Origin of the sequence: Chitinophaga caseinilytica (genome assembly GCF_038396765.1) — a bacterium.
In the GTDB taxonomy this organism is placed as follows: domain Bacteria; phylum Bacteroidota; class Bacteroidia; order Chitinophagales; family Chitinophagaceae; genus Chitinophaga; species Chitinophaga caseinilytica.
The window spans coordinates 3,980,713-3,997,433 of sequence record NZ_CP150096.1 but is presented as its reverse complement, the minus strand read 5'-3'; the positions used below and the strand labels follow the sequence as shown (position 1 = coordinate 3,997,433).

17 protein-coding genes are annotated in these 16,721 nt (G+C 55.4%); 6 read left to right on the top strand and 11 right to left on the bottom strand.

What is annotated here, in order from left to right; translation table 11 throughout:
• Positions 1 to 3 precede the first annotated feature (3 nt).
• Complete coding sequence (locus tag WJU22_RS16455; RefSeq protein WP_341839269.1) at positions 4 to 1,962, bottom strand: M1 family metallopeptidase; 1,959 nt, start codon at positions 1,960 to 1,962, stop codon at positions 4 to 6.
• A gap of 79 nt (positions 1,963 to 2,041) precedes the next feature.
• On the bottom strand, positions 2,042 to 2,623 hold the full coding sequence (locus WJU22_RS16450; protein WP_341839268.1) for a hypothetical protein: 582 nt from the start codon (positions 2,621 to 2,623) through the stop codon (positions 2,042 to 2,044).
• Between the two features lie 105 nt (positions 2,624 to 2,728).
• On the opposite strand from WJU22_RS16450, the gene WJU22_RS16445 reads away from it, so the two are divergent.
• On the top strand, positions 2,729 to 3,421 hold the full coding sequence (locus tag WJU22_RS16445) for a DsbA family oxidoreductase (protein ID WP_341839267.1): 693 nt from the start codon (positions 2,729 to 2,731) through the stop codon (positions 3,419 to 3,421).
• A gap of 84 nt (positions 3,422 to 3,505) precedes the next feature.
• Here the strand turns inward: WJU22_RS16445 and WJU22_RS16440 are convergent, their stop codons facing one another.
• Positions 3,506 to 3,997, bottom strand: coding sequence for an outer membrane beta-barrel protein (locus WJU22_RS16440; protein WP_341839266.1), 492 nt, complete (start codon positions 3,995 to 3,997; stop codon positions 3,506 to 3,508).
• Between the two features lie 201 nt (positions 3,998 to 4,198).
• On the opposite strand from WJU22_RS16440, the gene WJU22_RS16435 reads away from it, so the two are divergent.
• Positions 4,199 to 5,359 carry a DUF2341 domain-containing protein gene (locus WJU22_RS16435; protein ID WP_341839265.1) on the top strand — a complete coding sequence of 387 codons (1,161 nt, stop codon included), beginning with the start codon at positions 4,199 to 4,201 and terminating at the stop codon, positions 5,357 to 5,359.
• 37 nt (positions 5,360 to 5,396) lie between these two features.
• Here the strand turns inward: WJU22_RS16435 and WJU22_RS16430 are convergent, their stop codons facing one another.
• Entirely contained in the window at positions 5,397 to 5,900 is a 504-nt protein-coding gene (locus tag WJU22_RS16430; RefSeq protein ID WP_341839264.1) for a DUF4251 domain-containing protein, read from the bottom strand.
• Between the two features lie 101 nt (positions 5,901 to 6,001).
• Here WJU22_RS16430 and WJU22_RS16425 point away from each other — a divergent pair, with 101 nt between their 5' ends.
• Both WJU22_RS16425 and dinB read left to right on the top strand, forming a co-directional pair.
• Positions 6,002 to 6,316, top strand: coding sequence for a hypothetical protein (locus WJU22_RS16425; RefSeq protein ID WP_341839263.1), 315 nt, complete (start codon positions 6,002 to 6,004; stop codon positions 6,314 to 6,316).
• Between the two features lie 47 nt (positions 6,317 to 6,363).
• Positions 6,364 to 7,440: a DNA polymerase IV gene (dinB, locus tag WJU22_RS16420; protein WP_341839262.1), complete on the top strand. Its 1,077-nt coding sequence runs from the start codon at positions 6,364 to 6,366 to the stop codon at positions 7,438 to 7,440.
• A gap of 69 nt (positions 7,441 to 7,509) precedes the next feature.
• Here the strand turns inward: dinB and WJU22_RS16415 are convergent, their stop codons facing one another.
• The 3 genes from WJU22_RS16415 to WJU22_RS16405 all read right to left on the bottom strand — a co-directional run bounded on the left by WJU22_RS16415 (position 7,510) and on the right by WJU22_RS16405 (position 12,183).
• The gene (locus tag WJU22_RS16415; RefSeq protein ID WP_341839261.1) at positions 7,510 to 9,039 is read right to left on the bottom strand and encodes a S10 family peptidase; all 1,530 of its coding nucleotides are present in this window, start codon (positions 9,037 to 9,039) and stop codon (positions 7,510 to 7,512) included.
• A 77-nt stretch (positions 9,040 to 9,116) separates the two neighbouring features.
• Positions 9,117 to 11,258, bottom strand: coding sequence for a TIM-barrel domain-containing protein (locus tag WJU22_RS16410; RefSeq protein ID WP_341839260.1), 2,142 nt, complete (start codon positions 11,256 to 11,258; stop codon positions 9,117 to 9,119).
• A gap of 88 nt (positions 11,259 to 11,346) precedes the next feature.
• On the bottom strand, positions 11,347 to 12,183 hold the full coding sequence (locus WJU22_RS16405; protein WP_341839259.1) for a metallophosphoesterase: 837 nt from the start codon (positions 12,181 to 12,183) through the stop codon (positions 11,347 to 11,349).
• A 335-nt stretch (positions 12,184 to 12,518) separates the two neighbouring features.
• Between WJU22_RS16405 and WJU22_RS16400 the strand changes: the two genes are divergently transcribed.
• Together WJU22_RS16400 and WJU22_RS16395 are read left to right on the top strand one after the other, a co-directional pair.
• On the top strand, positions 12,519 to 12,764 hold the full coding sequence (locus WJU22_RS16400) for a hypothetical protein (protein WP_341839258.1): 246 nt from the start codon (positions 12,519 to 12,521) through the stop codon (positions 12,762 to 12,764).
• On the top strand, positions 12,751 to 13,113 hold the full coding sequence (locus WJU22_RS16395) for a hypothetical protein (RefSeq protein WP_341839257.1): 363 nt from the start codon (positions 12,751 to 12,753) through the stop codon (positions 13,111 to 13,113). Before WJU22_RS16400 ends, WJU22_RS16395 begins: the two co-directional genes overlap by 14 nt.
• A gap of 41 nt (positions 13,114 to 13,154) precedes the next feature.
• Here WJU22_RS16395 and WJU22_RS16390 read toward each other — a convergent pair whose 3' ends face one another.
• The 4 genes from WJU22_RS16390 to WJU22_RS16375 form a co-directional block, all read right to left on the bottom strand.
• On the bottom strand, positions 13,155 to 14,342 hold the full coding sequence (locus WJU22_RS16390) for a P1 family peptidase (protein ID WP_341839256.1): 1,188 nt from the start codon (positions 14,340 to 14,342) through the stop codon (positions 13,155 to 13,157).
• A gap of 606 nt (positions 14,343 to 14,948) precedes the next feature.
• Positions 14,949 to 15,458: a hypothetical protein gene (locus WJU22_RS16385; RefSeq protein WP_341839255.1), complete on the bottom strand. Its 510-nt coding sequence runs from the start codon at positions 15,456 to 15,458 to the stop codon at positions 14,949 to 14,951.
• A 10-nt stretch (positions 15,459 to 15,468) separates the two neighbouring features.
• Positions 15,469 to 15,849, bottom strand: a complete 381-nt coding sequence (locus WJU22_RS16380) for an SRPBCC domain-containing protein (protein WP_341839254.1) — start codon at positions 15,847 to 15,849, stop codon at positions 15,469 to 15,471.
• Between the two features lie 14 nt (positions 15,850 to 15,863).
• The gene (locus tag WJU22_RS16375) at positions 15,864 to 16,700 is read right to left on the bottom strand and encodes a CvfB family protein (protein ID WP_341839253.1); all 837 of its coding nucleotides are present in this window, start codon (positions 16,698 to 16,700) and stop codon (positions 15,864 to 15,866) included.
• Positions 16,701 to 16,721 lie beyond the last annotated feature (21 nt).

Sequence of the window (16,721 nt, the reverse complement as noted above, 5' to 3'; positions counted from 1 at the left end):
TTATCAGGGGGCTGGTTTCCAGGTATTGTTCGCGGGGTTGACGTCGGGCAGTACCTTGTCGGGGTCTACCGTAACGGCCACCACTTTGCTTTTGGAGAGGTGATGGAACGTCCATGACCCGCCGCCTTGCCAAACTTCCACGGGCAGATCGACACGGGAAGTTTTGCCGTCGGCTTCCTTGATCTCCACGGTCACCGGCATGGGCGCTTTTTCCACGCAGATCACCTGGATGGCGGTGGTGGAATCGTTGCGCTGGAGCACGGTTCCGGCGGCCATATCCACTTTCCAGTTATTGATGATCCAGCCGCGCCAGAACCAGTCCAGGCTTTCACCGGCGCTGTTCTCGATGGCACGGAAGAAGTCCCACTGCGTAGGGTGTTTAAACGCCCAATTGTCGATATAATATCTGAAGGCTTTGTCGAATCGTTCTTCGCCGAGCACCACATCGCGGAGGAGCTCCAGGCCTACAGCGGGTTTGTAATAGCCGAGGGTCCCGTAGCTCATGGGCTTGATCACGTCAGGCCGGTGCAGGATGGCGGCGGCGGAATCGTAGAACATCATGCGGGCCACGGAATGGCGGTCGCGCGGGTGATAGAACTCCCCATTATTGAAAGCCCGGTCTGCGATCCCGTTGATGAAGGTATTAAAACCTTCGTCCATCCAGCCGAACCTTCTTTCGTTGCTGCCCACGATCATGGGGAACCAGTTATGTCCGAATTCGTGGTTGGTTACGCCCCACAGTCCGCCTTTCTGCGAGCGGGAAGAGCAGAACACGATGCCGGGATATTCCATCCCACCAACGATCCCGGCTACGTTTACGGCAACGGGATAAGTGTAGGGGTACCATTTTTCGGAATAATGTTCGATGCAGCCTTTCACGAATTCGGTGGAACGGCGCCAGGCGGAATCTCCTGCGCTTTCTTCGGGATACACGCTCATGGCGAGGGCTTTTTTACCTGCGGGCAGATTGATGCGCGCTGCGTCCCAGATGAACGATTTACTGGCGGCCCAGGCTACGTCGCGGGTGTTGACGCAACGGAACTTCCAGGTCAGTTTTTCTTTGGCCGGGCGGGATGCGGGGTCATTCACTTCGGAAAGGTCGCGCAGCATCACGGTTTTATCGCTCGCGGAAGCTTGTTTCCAGCGGGCGAGCTGCGTGGCCGTGAGCACTTCGGCAGGATTGAGCAATTCGCCCGAACCTACTACGATATGCGCGGCCGGCGCCGTCACGTTATAATCGATATTGCCGTATTCCAGGTAGAATTCGCCCTGGCCCATGTAGGGCAGCGTGTTCCAGCCGAGCACGTTATCGAACACGCACATCCGCGGATACCATTGCGCGATCTCGTAAATGCGGCCATTTTTCGTATTGAGGATGCCCATGCGGTCTGTCCCGTATTCCGGAATGGAAAACGAAAAGTCCACCTGCAGCTGGAGCGTGCCGCCATTGGCTTTCAGCGCCTGCGGCAGTTCTACGCGCATGCGGGTATCGTTGACATTGAATTCCGCTTTCTGCGATTTGCCCGCCTGCAGCAGGGCCACGTTGGTGATGTTGTACCCGCCATCGAAATTGCGGTTGGCCCAGCGGCCGCCCGTAGGCGATGTAGCGGCTACGGAGCGCGACGAGAGCTTGTAAATGTTCTGGTCGAGCTGCAGCCAGAGGAACGGCAGGTTTTCGGGGCTGTTGTTTTTGTAAGTGATGATCACGGTGCCGGAAACGGTTTCCTTCACGTCGTCGAACGTAACGTCGATCTTGTAATCTGCACCGTTCTGCCAGTAGCGGGCGCCGGGGCGGCCGCTGGCGGTGCGCTCGTCTGTGCCGTTTTCGGGATAGAACACCGGGTTGAAGGCTTCGTAGGCATTGTAGCGGGATTCTGGTTGTTGCGCTGCGGCCGTGGAGCAGATGCAAATGCATCCCGCCATGGCGGCGAGCCAATTTTTAGTTTGCTGTAATGCAGGCATAATTCTGTTGTTAAGAAGGGGGAAAACTAGGGATATTTATTTGTTAAACAAAGCGATGTGGTATGAACGGCGCGCCGGGTCAGCGGCGCTTCCAGGCGTCCAGGACGGTTTCGCCCCTCGGGCTCAGCCGGTAGCCGATTTCCAGGCTTTCGGTGAGGCCCATGTTCTTGAGCTTGCGGATGCTGACCTTCAGCCAGTCTTTATCGATCTGCAACGCTTCGGCCAGATTGCCGGCCCGTTCTGCCGGGCGCTGGCGGATGATGCCGAGGGCGCGTTTGGTCCAGGGGCCGTAAGGGCTCCGCTCGTCGAGGCCTTCCAGCTTTTTCAGGAGTTTTTCCATTTCGCCGGCCGCCATGTCTCCGGATTCCCGCAGCGCGATGCGCGGATCGTCTCCCCCATAATGAAAGCGGATACGGAACAGCGTTCCTTCCCGTTTATCCAGTTCCGTTAGTAAGGCCTGGCGGGTGGCGTAGCCGGATTCCCGTGCCGTTGCGTCGGTAATATCCTTAAGCGGCACCTCGTCTACCGCGTCGATATGCAGCAGGCCGATAACCGTCAGCAAGGTGCCGCCGGCTTTGACGGTCGGCCGTTTCCAGCGGCGATATGCCAGTTTGACCTTCCCCTGGCGGATGGGCTCCAATATCTTCTCCCTGAACAGCATACCCGAATATAAGGCTTTTTTTAAGCATATAAGCGATCGCCAACTTGTCGCAAATACCCCCTGATGGTCTGATTTTTGTATATTTGTAGCTTAAATTTTGAGCGTATGAAAATAGACATCTGGTCGGACGTGGCCTGCCCGTTCTGTTACATCGGCAAACGCCACCTGGAGGCCGCGCTGGCCCAGTTCCCCCATGCGAAAGACGTGGAGGTGACCTGGCACAGTTTTGAGCTGAACCCCGATGCGCAAAAGGATTACAAGGAAGATCACTATACATTGCTGGCTTCGAAATACGGTATGACGCGTGAGGCGGCCGTGGCGAACTCCCAACGGGTTTCCGAGTCGGGAAAGGCCGTGGGCATCGATTTCAAGTTCGACAAGCTCATCCATACCAATACCTTCAATGCCCACCGGCTGATCCAGCTGGCGGCGCAGCATGGTAAGCAGGATGAAATCGAAGAGCGCCTTTTCCATGCTTACTTCACGGAAGGCAAACATATCGGTGAAACCCCGGTACTGGAAGCCATCGCCAGAGAAGCGGGCCTGGATGCATCGGAGGTACTGAAAGGCACGGATTTCACCGGCGAAGTGCGGCAAGACGAAGCGCAGGCCCAGCAACTGGGCATCCGCGGGGTGCCGTTTTTCGTGTTCGACATGAAATATGCCATCAGCGGCGCGCAGCCTGTAGAAGCCTTTCATCAAACCCTGGAAAAGGTTTGGAGCGAATCGCACCCTTCGTTGGTGAACGTACAGGGCGATGCGGACAATACCTGTTCCGACGGGTCGTGCAGCATCTAAACACGATCGTTTCCCATAGAAAAAGCCTTCCTGCGCTGGTGTTAATACCTGCGCCGGAAGGCTTTCCTTATTGGGGGCAATTTCCTAGAAGTTATACCCGGCCTTCAGCCCGAAGAAGCTGTTGGTGCCGTTCTTAAACCATCCCTCCCATTTGGCCTGCACATCGAGCCCGAGCACGCGGATGCCTACGCCCGGAGCGAAGAGGAATGCCGAACCGTCGAGATCGCCGGTATAATTGGCCGCACCAGCTTCCGCCTTAACGTACAGGATAGAAATCAGTTTGTATTTGAGGCCGATGCGAACGGGAACGGCCGCTACATTGGGATAATCGATATTGTTTTCGGACTTGCCGCCGAAACGCATGTAACCGACAGACCCCGTCACGCCGAAACCTGCTACCAGCTTGATATCTGCATTAAGACCGATGCCATAGCCGGTATTGTTGGTTTTGCTGAAATCCCCGACCGGGAAGCCGGCTTCTACATATGGGCCGATACTGAATCTTTTTAATTGCGCGCTGGCGGCAAAGCTGCCGCAGAGCAGCAGTACCAGCAAAAGGGTCATCTTGTTTTTCATGCAACGGATATTTGGTGGTGATACATAACACGAAAGTATTATTTCTTTCCGATTCAGCCTAAAGTTCTTATTGTGGATTCCTCGTGCCTGACCGGTCTCCTTTCGCATGCGTTTAATCGCTTCCGTTATAACGCGGCCAGGGGCGCGGGGGTTCTGTTGCGGGGAAGAAAAGATAAATCAGTATCTTCCGCTTTCCATTTTATGAAACGACTTGTTTTCCCTTTGATATTGCTCATGCTGGCCCAAACGGCATTTGCACAGCGCGGCGGCTGGAACCACAGCGCCGCTGTCCGTCTGAACACGACCGCTTCCGGGGCCAATGTTCCGGGGGATGTGGCGGGCTATCCGCTGGCGGTTTCCCTCAATGCGTCCAACTTCAACTTTTCCGCCGCCATCGCAAACGGAGCAGACATCCGGTTCTCAGAAACGCCCGACGGGCCTTTCCTGCCGCAGAGTATCGAGTGGTGGGACCCCGCGGCCAAAGAAGCCCTCGTATGGGTCAGAATTCCCCTCGTAAAAGGCAGCAGCCGCACACAGCTGCTGTACATGCACTGGGGCAATGCTTCCGCCACTTCGGCCGACCGCCCCGCCGAGGTTTTCCCCGTATCCGACGGCTTCACCGGTGTATGGCACCTCCAGGAGCCCGGCAACACCCTCCCAGGCGGCTATGCAGACGCCACGGCCAACGAAGCCAATGCCACCGGTGTCAACATGATGCCCTACAGCACGGTGAAAGGCGTGCTGGGCAAGGCACAACGCTTCCGGTACCCGGAAAAACAATGGATCAAGGTAGATAGCGACAAGCGCAAGCTGTTCGACCTCGTGGAACAAATGACGTTTTCCATCTGGGCGTATGCCGATACTTATTCCAATGCGGGCGACGAAGCCAAAAGAGTGCTTCCGGGATACGAAACCATGTTTGCCAAAGGCGATAATTCCTGGCGGTTGCAGAAGTTCGGCATCCGCAACTGGCATCAGCCGGAAGCGGACCTGGTCGAGATTTGCGTGGAAAGGGCCGCGCCGCGCGGCGATCTTTGCGTAGTCGGTAAAACGGACATGCGGGTGAAACAATGGTACCACATCACCGGGGTGCATGATTTCCCGTATGTTCACCTGTACGTGAATGGTAAGCTGGAAAAAACGGAAAAATTCGATACCCCCTGGAAATCGGATGACCATCCCGTGGGGATCGGCAACCAGAGCCAGTTCCCGGATAAAGGCGGCCGTTTCTGGGACGGCGTGCTGGACGAAGCGCGGGTGATCGGGAAAGTTAAAGACGCCAACTGGATCAAACTGGATTATGAAAGCCAACGCCCCGGCAGCAGGCTGCTGGAATTTCCTGCGGCTTCCGCCAGCAGGTAAACCTTCGCTCCCAGTCCCCCTTACCCATGGCTGACCACTATTTCTTCCGCTTACGGCTGCTTTCGGCCGTAATGATGCCGTTATACGAAATGGGCGACCGGTTATTGTTCGTGACCTGCAGCGATGCAAACCCGTTCTCCGAAATCGTGAAAAACATTTGCTGCACATCGCGGTTGTCGCGGGGTTTGATCGTGATCTCCCAGCCGCCTTTCTTGCCGGCCGTTTCCGTATATTCGAAATCGGTGGAAATGAAGTCGAGCCCATTACGGGAAGGGTCTATCGGCGCGGTATAAGCCCGTCCGAAAAACGGCAGGTAGGAATTCACCGTGTCTTTTGAAATGATCACTTCATACCCATCCCCCGCTACCTGCCGCGTTCTGCCGCTCATCGGCAACACGGTTTGCGCCCTGAAAACGAAGGAACGGGCGGGAACGATGGATTTAATATTTTCTGCGCCGGCGGTAGGCACCTGTTGCGTGGAAGAACAAGCTAACGCTGTGAACGCCAGGAGCCAGACAGGGATCGTGTTCAGAATACGCATAGAAAATGGTTTAGCAATATAAAAGGAAGAACAAAAGGTGGGCCACAAATGTTGTCGGGATTCCTTATATTGGGGTACTATATCCTTAAACACCTGATGCTATGACTCCATTCGTTTTGCTCGCCGCAGCAGCGGCCCTGTTTTTCGTCGCGCACGTTCTTCTCCTTTTCACTTCCTTCGGGAAAGACAGCTACAACCGCAAAAAGTATCTCTGGTCGCACCTGACCCTCTGGATCTGCGGGGCTATCCTTTTTGCCATGACCACGCTGTTTGCCGGTAAGGGAACTTCCGAAGTGATGGACGTGTTCGATACGCCCGTGAAGCGCTGGCTGATCCTGGTGGTGGCACTGGGCCTCTCCGCGATCGCCCACACGGTCGTGAAACTGCTCGTGATGCCGAAATACTCGGCCCGCTGACCCCAGGGTTGCGCTGCACCTTCCCGTTTCTTGCGTAAATTGCGGACATGACGCTCCGCAAAATCATTCATATCGACATGGATGCCTTCTACGCATCGGTGGAGCAGCGCGACCATCCGGAGTACCGCGGCAAACCCATTGCCGTGGGCGGCTCACCGGAAGGGCGTGGCGGAGTGGTGGCTACGGCCAGCTACGAAGCAAGAAAATTCGGCGTTCGCTCCGCCATGCCCTCCAAAAGAGCCCTGCAACTTTGTCCACAGATCATTTTCGTATATCCCCGGTTCGATGTCTACCGCGACGTATCCCGCCACGTCCGATCCATCTTCCAACGCTATACCGACCTCATCGAACCGCTTTCGCTGGATGAAGCCTATCTCGACGTTACCCTCGACAAACTCAATATCGGTTCCGCCATCGCCATCGCACAGCAGATCAAACAGGCGATACGCGACGAGCTGAGCCTCACCGCTTCCGCCGGCGTTTCCGTCAATAAATTCGTGGCGAAAATCGCGTCGGATATGCAGAAACCCGACGGGCTCACGTTCATCGCCCCCGCCCAGGTCGAAACCTTCATGGAAAACCTGCCCGTGGAAAAGTTTTTCGGAGTGGGAAAAGTAACGGCCGACAAGATGCAACGGATGGGGCTTTTCAAAGGCGCCGACCTGAAAAAACTGTCGGAAAACGATCTCGTCCAGCACTTCGGCAAAGCAGGCCGGTTCTACTTCCGCATCGTTCGCGGGCAAGACGACCGGGCCGTGCAGCCCCACCGGGAAACGAAGTCCGTAGGCGCGGAAGACACCTTCCCCCACGATCTCACCACCCTCGCCGAAATGAACCCGGAGCTGGACAAACTGGCCGTCAAAGTCGCATCCCGCCTGGAAAAGCATCAACTCAAAGGCCGCACCGTTACCCTGAAAGTGAAATACAGCGATTTCCGGCAGATCACGCGGAACCATTCCACCATCCACCCCATTTCCGACACGGAAACCATTGCCGGCGCCGCCAAACAGCTCCTCGCCAAAACCGATCCGGAAGAAGAAGGCGCCAAAATCCGGTTGCTCGGCATCACGGTGTCCAACTTCAACGACGAACGCCCGGAAACGCCCCAGCTTTCCCTGTTTTGATTTCCCATTTCCGTTACATAAAAAAACCGCCACCCAATGAGTGACGGTTTGCATTATCGTGTGAACAGATCAGTATTTCGCGGCCTGTCCTTCTTTCGGGATGGATTTGAGGATGAACTGGCGGAGGTGCTCGTTACTGGTAGCCAGATCGTCTTTGCGCAGGTACATCATGTGTCCGCTGCGATATCCTTCGAACGACATCCGGTCTTTCAGCTTGCCGCCGGGGTCCATTTGCCAGAGATTGTATTTGGCGTTGAAATAATCGCAGGCGCCGTCGTAATACCCGCTTTGTACGAACACGTGCAGGTAAGGGTTCTGGGCCATGGCCTGACGGAGATTCTCGCCGGTGCGGTTATTGGACTGGTCCCACGGCCAAACGGGCCCGAACATATTGTATTTCAGGTCTGTCTTGTATTTCAGTTCCTCGCGGATGTAAATATTGATGGCCGGGGTGAAGGAATGCAGCCAGGAAGTCAGTTCCGCATTGTAATCCACACCCTGTCCGGCGTCTTTTTTATCGATCCCCAGGTAGCGGGAATCCAGCCGGCCAACGGTGAAGCCGCGGTCGCGGAGGAGTTCCTTCCAGAAGAAATTCGGCGAAATATCGAGATTGTTCTGCAACACTACTTTTTCGGAAATACCGGCATAACGCGCCACTTTCGCGGCAATCTCCTTTCTCTTCGCATCGGGCAGGTTTCCCCCGAGCGCCAGTGCGGGCAGGTATTCGCGGATGGTGAAATCTTCCACTTCCGGGAGCATGGCGTTGAGGTCTTTCTGCTGCAATTCGGGCGTGAGGGCTTTATGGTACCATGCCGTAGCCGCGAAGTACGGCAGCCGGAGCGCCGCTTCCGCCGGGCCGTTCCGCTCGATCCCCAGCTCCGTGGGCGATACGAGGACAACGCCGTTCACGTATATCCATTGGGAATTCTGCAGTTCCAGCGCCAGTCCGGACACGCGGGTGGTACCGTAGCTTTCGCCCACGAGGTATTTGGGGCTGGCCCAGCGTTTATTCCGCGTGATGAACGTGCTGATCCATTCGGCGAGATATTTCACGTCCTGGTTCACCCCGAAAAATTTCGATCCCTGCACGTCTTTATTGGCCATGCGCGAGAATCCCGTGTTCACGGGGTCTACATACACGATATCGGCCACGTCGAGGATGGAATGGGGATTGTCTTTCAGTCCGTACGGCTGCACGGGATAGCCTTCGTCGTCGATTTTCAGCACCCGCGGCCCGGTGTACCCGATCTGCATCCACACGGAAGCCGTTCCCGGCCCGCCGTTGAAGGAGAATACCAGCGGCCGGGCGCCCTGGTCGGCTACGCCGGTGCGCTCGAAATAAGTGTAAAATACCCCGGCGATGGTTTTACCGTCGTCGTCCCAGACAGGCAATGTGCCGGCGGTAACTTTATACGGCACACGCTGGCCTTTGATGGTGGCTTCGTGGGTGGTGACTACCGAGCGGTCGATCTCGAGCTTCCGCTCAACGGCACCGGTGCCGGCTTCGGCTTTCTCCGCTTCCGGAGCCGGTTTTTGAGCTTTTTGAGCAAAAACGGTTGTGCAGCAAAGCAGGCATGCTGCGGCTAAGGTTGATTTCATATGCAAATAAAGAGCGATTTATATCCCAATATGGGAAATAAATCGCTCTTTACGGCATCAAAGGGATAAAAGGCGGATTATTTCGCCTGTGCGGTCATGAACGTCCATTTGACTTTGGGGGCGTAGCCGAAGGGCTTCCCGGAAGCGGGCTTTTCCATGCTTCCTTTCCCGTTTTCGGCTTTGAGCAAGACTTTCGTGAATTGGCCCTTTTCAAAATCAAAGGTATTGCCATCATCGTCGTACAGCACGAACGAGCCGGGTGCTTTTCCGTACACCCGCACTTCGAGCGGGAGCACCTCCCCTGTTTTCGGGGCTTGCCGGCGCGGGGGCACCATGGGAACGAGGCCGCCGTCGCGCACGAAGAGCGGGATGCGGTCGAGCCGCGCTTTTATGCTGATCACCCCGTCTTCCCCAGCCAGTTCACCCGTGTAGAAATCATACCATTTGCCTTTCGGGAGATACACTTTCCGGGCGGTATCACCGGCGAAGAAGGGCGCCACGATGATATTGTCGCCCATCATATACTGGTCTTTCAGCTCGGAGCGGGTTTTGGCTTCGTAGGGGTTCAGCGTGGCGTCGAGCTTTCCGCCGCTTACCTGGGCCGTATACGCGAAGCCGTCGATGAGGTTCATGGACCGGAAAGGCGGTTTTCCTTCGAATTTATACTGCGCGAAAGTGGAATAAATGTATGGGAGCAGCTGCATGCGAAGCATGGCCACCTCTTGCACGGCGGTTTCCACTTCGGGGAACGACCAGGGCTTGGTGCCGTCTGCCCAGGCGTTGAGCATGGCCATCGGCGAAAAACATACCGATTGCATCCGGCGCACCCATTCTTCGGCCGATTTGGAGGCACGCACTTCCGGCGTCCAGAGCACGCCAATGAAGCCGCTGTTGACCAGGGCGGTGATGAAGTCGGGATGGGAATAATAATCGTTATAGATCACGTAGGGAAAACGGCTGGCGCCTGCGTTGGACGCGCGTACCAGGCCGTACGTCCGCCGGTTTTGTTCGCGGAACCATTCGTCGGTCATTTGTTGCATGGCAAGACCGTAGATCTGGCGCATTTCTTCAGCCGATGTGCCCGACGGGAAGGTGGCCACATCGGGCCAGAGCCATTTGTCGTATCCATCGTTCTCATCCATTTTATAGCCGCTGACGCCGAGGGAAATATGGTTTTTGATGAAGTGCTCGCGGAAGAGGGCTTTCGCCTTCGGCAGCGTGAAATCCGCCACCAGTCCATTCCACACCGTATGCGACCCGGAAAGCGGCTTGATAGGCGCATACAGGCTGCTTTTGGGGGAAACGTAGGGGTTGATCCAGAGATTGGCCTTCACGCCCATGTTCCCCAGTGTATTGATGAAACCCGCGGGATCGGGGAATCGCTTTTTGTCCCACTCGAACGTACAGGGGTACGACATGGATTGCCATCCCGGTTCCACGCCGATGAAATCCAGCGGGAAGTTGTGCGTTTCGAATTCCTTCGCTTCGCGGATGATATCGTCCTGGCCGTACAGCGTCGGCACGCGTTGCGTGAAACCCAGGCCCCATTTGGGCGGCAGGTATCCGCCTCCGTTGAAGAGGTTGTATCGCTGAACAGCGTTCATGGCGGTGGGGCCGCCGAAAATGTAGACCTCCGCCCCTTCTGCCGGCACGAGCATTTCCACGGCGTCGGAATAGGGTTGGGAATCCCAGTCTTTGTTGCCGTTGCGGTCGTGCAGGACGGGCGGATTTTTGGTATCCACGCGCACGGCGGTGCCGGCGTAAACGGTGATATAGCGCGCTGCGTCGACGAGCACGCCGTATCCGCGGGACGAAATATACAGCGGCACGGGCGCGTGGGTGCGGCCATCGTCTTTTCCGCCGTAGTGGTCTACATGCAGTTGGCTGACACGGCCGCGCTGGTTCACGGTTTTGAAATTGAGGCCCAGGCCGAAGAGTTGTTCGTTGCGTTCGAGGGGGAAGCGGAGATAGACTTTCCCGTCAGCGAGCTTCACGGCGATTTCGTTGGGATCGAGCGGGAAGGCGGGCGACGGGAGTTTGGCGAGGGCGCTGCTGTCTGGCGTGGCGCCGGCGATGCCGAGGAGGGTCACTTTGCCGGGAGTGCCGGCGGTGCCTTTCCAGACGCCGGGCATTACTTCGCGCCATTGCAATTGGGCGCTGAGGGAGGTGGACAGGCAAAGCAATCCGCATAGCAGCGGCAATGAAAATCGGATGTTCATAATCGTGGTAATTGGACGAGAAGATAATCAGATATTCCGGGTTTGCCGCGGCCATGCGAAGATTCAGCCAAAGACGGTGAAAATGCAGTTATCGTTTGACGGTGGTGGAATTGACGGGGTCCGTGGCTTTGGGGTTTACCTGGTAACAGAGGACGTCCCCGTTCTGGAGCACTTCCACGATGCGGTACCCGAAATAGGACACGCCCCAGCTGCCGCCGAGGTGGCCGTCGAAGAAGTAATGTTTGCCGTTCTTTTCCTTCATGCCGTCTTCCGCGTGGTCGTGACCGTGGAAAATGGCGCGGAGGTTCTGCTGTTTGGAGAACATATCCACCAATTCGGGGCAATCGATGCCGTGCTCGGTCCATTTCACGGGGGTGATGTGCTGGATAACGAAGAGGTTTTTGGCATTGGTGTGCTTGGCGAGATGATCGCGCGTCCAGTCGAGATCAGGACAAACATATTTGCCTTTGATATCGGCTGTATTGAGGACGACGAAGGCGTTGTTGCCGACGGTGAAATCGTGGTGCCATGGGGTGCCGAAGACTTTTTCCCATTCGGATTCCTCGATCATGTCGTGGTTGCCGTGGGAGACGTAATATTTGGTGGAGAGTTGGTCCCACGCGGCTTTTGCGGGATGGATGAGAGCGGGTTCGTTATGGAAAACATCGCCGTTGATGACGGTGAAATCGAGCCCTCTGCCGGCGGCTTCCTTGTTGAGGAGTTGGACCATGGCGCTGTGGTTCTCGACGAATGTGGTTTGCGGCTGGCCGTAATGGCCGTCGGAGGCCAGTGCGAAGCGAAGTTTCACTTTCCTGCGGGGAGGCAGTACGAAGCTGCCCGGCGCAAAGGATTGCAGCGCGGAACCGGCGCCGATGAGGACGATGCTTTTGAGCGAAAGCCCGATAAAATCTCTGCGGTTGATCATAGCGTAGACGTTTAACTGTTCCAAGATAATCGAAAAAAAGTGTCGAAAAAATAAATGCCGGCCGGAAAATTTTTCGCACGGGAATTTCCTGTATCGTTGGTTGCTAAAACTGATTACTTATGAGGTTTCCAAATAGTGTTGAAGACGACGTGCCGGCTGAAACCAACAGCAAATGCGCAGATACGAACGTTCCATAATGAGGATTGAAAATAATTCCGTTACAGCAAAACCTTTGCGTGAAACATTCTCTTCGCAATGACGATTAAATAATGTGGCAAAAAAAATATTTCGTGTTGCAATTAATGATATAATTGATAAAATAAAACACTTCGATTATGACATTCGAATTAACGATCCCCGACGACATGATGCAAGAAATGCAACTGCAATCCGGTATTTATGACCGTACGGAGCTTTGCCAGGAAATGGTCGCTATTTACCAATGGGTGTTGCAGGAAACATGGGAAGGGAAAGAGATCCTTTCCGAGGATTCCGTCCGGCAGAAACAGACGCGCATCACAACTACGGCAATCGAGAACATTGAACGAAGAAGACAAAATTTCGCCTATGGACAAAAATAAACAGAAGTTGGGTACCAAGCGGGTAGCATCCAATCAATTGACCGCGGAACAAAAGGCCGGCATGCAGCTCGCTAAAAGTTTACTTTGGATGATTGCAGGCGCCATCGTTTTGTATGCCCTCATTTGCCTGGAACATGGATGCAACCAAAGTCGGGCGCCTGCATTACCCGGGGCCAGGATACTGCAGGGGCCCGGGCTTCGAATGGCGCTTCATGCATGCACGCCCCAAACTGACCAAAGCCAACCACTGGATTTCGCTTTCCGCAATTTCCAGTACGTATTGAATGTTTTGTTACCCGTCTTCACGACCGTGCTGGGATACATCTTCGGCACCAGGTCCCGCGGTTGATGCGGGCCCGCTTCCGATAATACGGACAGTTAATCAATTATTTATTTTCCGGCGTAGCGGCTGTACTTTTTGAGCAGGCGGATGATTTCTGCGTGAGGGATCCCCGGCACAAAGTTCCCGTTGATCCCGGTCATATCTCTCCCGGCCACGATGGCATTGAGGATCGCTTCTTCCGTTGCGAAAACGGTAGCGGCAAATAGCGGGTCGATCTGATCGTTGGGGAGCATATTGAGTTTGGGAGCTACGTCGCGGTGGGAGGCTTTGGGATTGGCTGTGCTGAAGGCGAGGAAGATATCGCCGGAAGAGTTCTCTCCCATTCCGCCCACCCGGGCAACGCCCAGTGCTACCCGCCGTGCAATGCGATTGAGCTGATGCGGTAACAATGGTGCATCGGTGGCTACGATCACGATGATGGAGCCGGTGCCGGGTTTGGCTTCGCCGAATTTCATGCGCCATTCCTTCGTTTTCAGCTCCGGCCACATCGGCACGCCCGCGATCGTGAGATGCCGGAATGCACCGTGGTTCGCCTGAACGAGCACGCCCACCGTATAGGCCGAATCTCCCACGCGCACCACGCGGGACGAGGTGCCCGTTCCTGCCTTGAACCCATGGCTCACCATGCCTGTGCCGCCACCCGTACTGCCTTCCGCTACCGGGCCGGATGTGGCGCTGTCCAACGCATGAAAAACATGTTCTTTAGTAACGTGCATGCCGTTGATATCGTTGAGCATCCCGTCGTAGGTTTCCGCGACGATGGGCAGGGCCCAGAACAGTCCGTCGGTTTCTTCCAGGGGAAGGAAGTGTTTGTGCTTGTATTGCCATTCCACCACTGCATCGCGTACGATGCCGACGGAGTGGGTATTGGTGATGGTGACGGGCCCTTCCAGGAACCCGGATTCCGTAATCCAGGTGGTGCCGGTCATTTCGCCGTTGCCGTTCAGCGCGTACCATCCTGCGAATACCGGGTCATAGGTATTGCCGCGCGGCAGGATGGCCGTTACGCCTGTGCGCACGGGGCCTTTCCCGGTTTGCAGGTTGCCTTCGCCGGAAATGAGGGTGGTCAGCCCCACCTTTACACCCGGAACGTCTGTGATCGCATTGAATTTGCCGGTTTTGCCGGTGAGGGGAATCCCCAGGTCGCGCGCGCGGACCGCTTGCTGGGCAAAAGTTGAATCGGGAATAAGGCAACCCAGTATGCAGGCGCCCGTTAGTAGGGTCAGGAGTTTCATGATCGGGGGTTTTATGATAGTTGGGTTTTATGTTAGTTGTAACAAATCGCGCATAGTTGTATTGCAAATCCACTTGCTGGACGTCGATCGCACTTACACCTTTGTCAACTACTTCAGCTCACGTCGGTTCTCGTATTGCAAATCCTCATGCTGGCATCGGTCGCGCTTTAACATTCGCCAACAACTCCAGCTCACGGCGGTAATCGTATTGCAATTCCACATGCTGGGCGTCGGTCGCGCTTACACATTCGTCAACACTCCAACTGACGGCTGTAGTCATATTGGTAATCCTCAAGCTGGGCGTCGATCGCTTTTACAACTTCGCCAACAACTCCAGCTCACGGCGGCAATCGTATTGCAAATCCACATGCAGGGCGTCGGTCGCACTTACACCTTTGTCAACAACTCCAGCTCACAGCGGTAGTAATATTGCAATTCCTCATGCTGGCATCGGTCGCGCTTAAACATTCGTCAACAATCCAGCTGACGTCGGTAGTTATATTGCAAATCCACATGCAGAACGTCGATCGCGCTTACACTTCCGTCAACAATCCAGCTGACGGCTGTATTCATATTACTAATCCTCAGGCTGGGCGTCTTTCGCACTTACACCTTCGCCAACAACTCCAGCTCACGGCGGTAATCGTATTGCAAATCCTCATGCTGGGCGTCGATCGCTTTTTCGATCTTGCGCAACTGCTGGAAATACAGATTCCCCAGCTGCACACTGCTTTTCAGCAAATCCCCCGCGCGGCGGAGCCGCTTGCTGAAATGCAGCAGCAACTCGATCTCCGCGGTTTTGGATTGCGTAAAACGGATGTGCTTATTGGTAATGCGGAGGATCTTTCGGATCGTTTTCTTCGCCAGATAAGCATGCGTGGTACCGAGATTTTCGAATTCCGCATCGATGTAAGCCTTTACCTGGTCGAGGTAGGTTTCGGGGTAAGATGCGTCGAACAACAGGTAACTGAGCAGCTCCTTGTTTTCCTTCTTGAATTTCGCCAGCCGGAGGCATATTTCCACCAGTTCCGCGTGTGGCAGCGACAGCATCTCCTTTTTCAATTCGTTGACCGTCACCGCCTTGATTTCCGCTTCGTTCTTTTTCTTTTTGGCCATACGCGTCCGGCTATTCCGTATAAAAATCGATCAGCGAACCGAAATACGCATCCCGCCAGCCTTCCACGATATCGTCGAACGCTTCGTCGGGGATATTGGAATGGCGCAACTCCGCCGATGTGCCCTTTTTATGCGGATGCAGGATGATCGTTACGATAGACGCGGGCTCCTGGTCGCCGAAGTACCACTCCTGCACCAGCTTCCTCCCTTCTTCGAACTCAAGGTTGCGGCCGGCAATGCTGCCGTCCCACAAAGAGAACTCGGAACCGGGCTCGGTGCTCATTTCCGCCACGTCGCCCGTCCACAGCCGGATGGTGGCTTCGCGGGTAAGTGCCTGGTACACTTCTTCGGGCGGTGCGGGGATCACGAAATGTTGCTTGAAGTCTTTCATGTTGTGCAGGATGTTTATTCTTCTATCAGCTTGATGCCGGTTTTCGTCAGTTCGATTTTTTGTTGCTTGTAGAGCGCGCCCACGGTCATCTTGAAAGTCTTCTTGCTCATGCCGAAGAACTCGCGGATTTCGTCGGGGTCCGATTTATCGTGGTAGGGCAGGTAACCATCGTGCTCGCGGAGCAGCCGCAGCATGCGGGAGCCCTCGTCTTCCACCCGGTTGTACCCCGATTGGCCCGGCGCCACGTCGAGCTTATTATCTTCCTTCACGGCTTTGACGAAACCTTTGAGGCGGTCGCCGATATCGAGCGGACGGAATACATCGGAATAATGCAATATCCCGGTGTGGCGGTTGTTGACGATGGTGACGAATCCAATATCTGACCGGCGGTACACCAGCAAATCCACCCCATCCTTTTCCTGGACGGTCAGCGGATCGTTGCTGAGGAAAGGATCGATCTTTTCGGTGGCGGCCACGCGGCCGGTAAGCTCGTCGAGGTATATCATGACAAGATAATCCTGTCCTTTATGCATCTTGGAAACTTGCTGCGAAAGGGGAACAAAGAGATCTTTGGCAAGGCCCCAGTCCAGGAACGCGCCCTGGTGGGTAGTGTCTACCGCCCTGAGGGAAACGATATCGCCCACCACGCCTTTCGGCTTGTCAGTAGTGGCGATCAGCCGGTTTTCGGAATCGTGGTAGAGGAAAACGGTAAGCTCGTCGCCCGGGCGGGTGCCGCTGGGAACGTAGCGTTTGGGCAGGAGGATTTCCGTATCCCCGCCACCATCAAGATATACGCCGAAATCCGTCTCTTTTTTGACTTCCAGCTGGTTATATTCGCCGACTTTGTACATATCTGTTTTAAATTCGGCGGT

Excerpts from the sequence above, each read along its gene's own strand:
- WJU22_RS16445 (WP_341839267.1), top strand. The coding sequence starts at position 2,729 with ATGAAAATAGACATCTGGTCGGACGTGGCCTGCCCGTTCTGTTACATC.
- WJU22_RS16385 (WP_341839255.1), bottom strand. The coding sequence starts at position 15,458 with ATGGCCAAAAAGAAAAAGAACGAAGCGGAAATCAAGGCGGTGACGGTC.
- WJU22_RS16410 (WP_341839260.1), bottom strand. The coding sequence starts at position 11,258 with ATGAACATCCGATTTTCATTGCCGCTGCTATGCGGATTGCTTTGCCTG.
- WJU22_RS16450 (WP_341839268.1), bottom strand. The coding sequence starts at position 2,623 with ATGCTGTTCAGGGAGAAGATATTGGAGCCCATCCGCCAGGGGAAGGTC.
- WJU22_RS16395 (WP_341839257.1), top strand. The coding sequence starts at position 12,751 with ATGGACAAAAATAAACAGAAGTTGGGTACCAAGCGGGTAGCATCCAAT.
- WJU22_RS16375 (WP_341839253.1), bottom strand. The coding sequence starts at position 16,700 with ATGTACAAAGTCGGCGAATATAACCAGCTGGAAGTCAAAAAAGAGACG.
- WJU22_RS16380 (WP_341839254.1), bottom strand. The coding sequence starts at position 15,849 with ATGAAAGACTTCAAGCAACATTTCGTGATCCCCGCACCGCCCGAAGAA.
- dinB (WP_341839262.1), top strand. The coding sequence starts at position 6,364 with ATGACGCTCCGCAAAATCATTCATATCGACATGGATGCCTTCTACGCA.
- WJU22_RS16455 (WP_341839269.1), bottom strand. The coding sequence starts at position 1,962 with ATGCCTGCATTACAGCAAACTAAAAATTGGCTCGCCGCCATGGCGGGA.
- WJU22_RS16405 (WP_341839259.1), bottom strand. The coding sequence starts at position 12,183 with ATGATCAACCGCAGAGATTTTATCGGGCTTTCGCTCAAAAGCATCGTC.
- WJU22_RS16425 (WP_341839263.1), top strand. The coding sequence starts at position 6,002 with ATGACTCCATTCGTTTTGCTCGCCGCAGCAGCGGCCCTGTTTTTCGTC.
- WJU22_RS16435 (WP_341839265.1), top strand. The coding sequence starts at position 4,199 with ATGAAACGACTTGTTTTCCCTTTGATATTGCTCATGCTGGCCCAAACG.
- WJU22_RS16430 (WP_341839264.1), bottom strand. The coding sequence starts at position 5,900 with ATGCGTATTCTGAACACGATCCCTGTCTGGCTCCTGGCGTTCACAGCG.
- WJU22_RS16390 (WP_341839256.1), bottom strand. The coding sequence starts at position 14,342 with ATGAAACTCCTGACCCTACTAACGGGCGCCTGCATACTGGGTTGCCTT.
- WJU22_RS16415 (WP_341839261.1), bottom strand. The coding sequence starts at position 9,039 with ATGAAATCAACCTTAGCCGCAGCATGCCTGCTTTGCTGCACAACCGTT.
- WJU22_RS16400 (WP_341839258.1), top strand. The coding sequence starts at position 12,519 with ATGACATTCGAATTAACGATCCCCGACGACATGATGCAAGAAATGCAA.
- WJU22_RS16440 (WP_341839266.1), bottom strand. The coding sequence starts at position 3,997 with ATGAAAAACAAGATGACCCTTTTGCTGGTACTGCTGCTCTGCGGCAGC.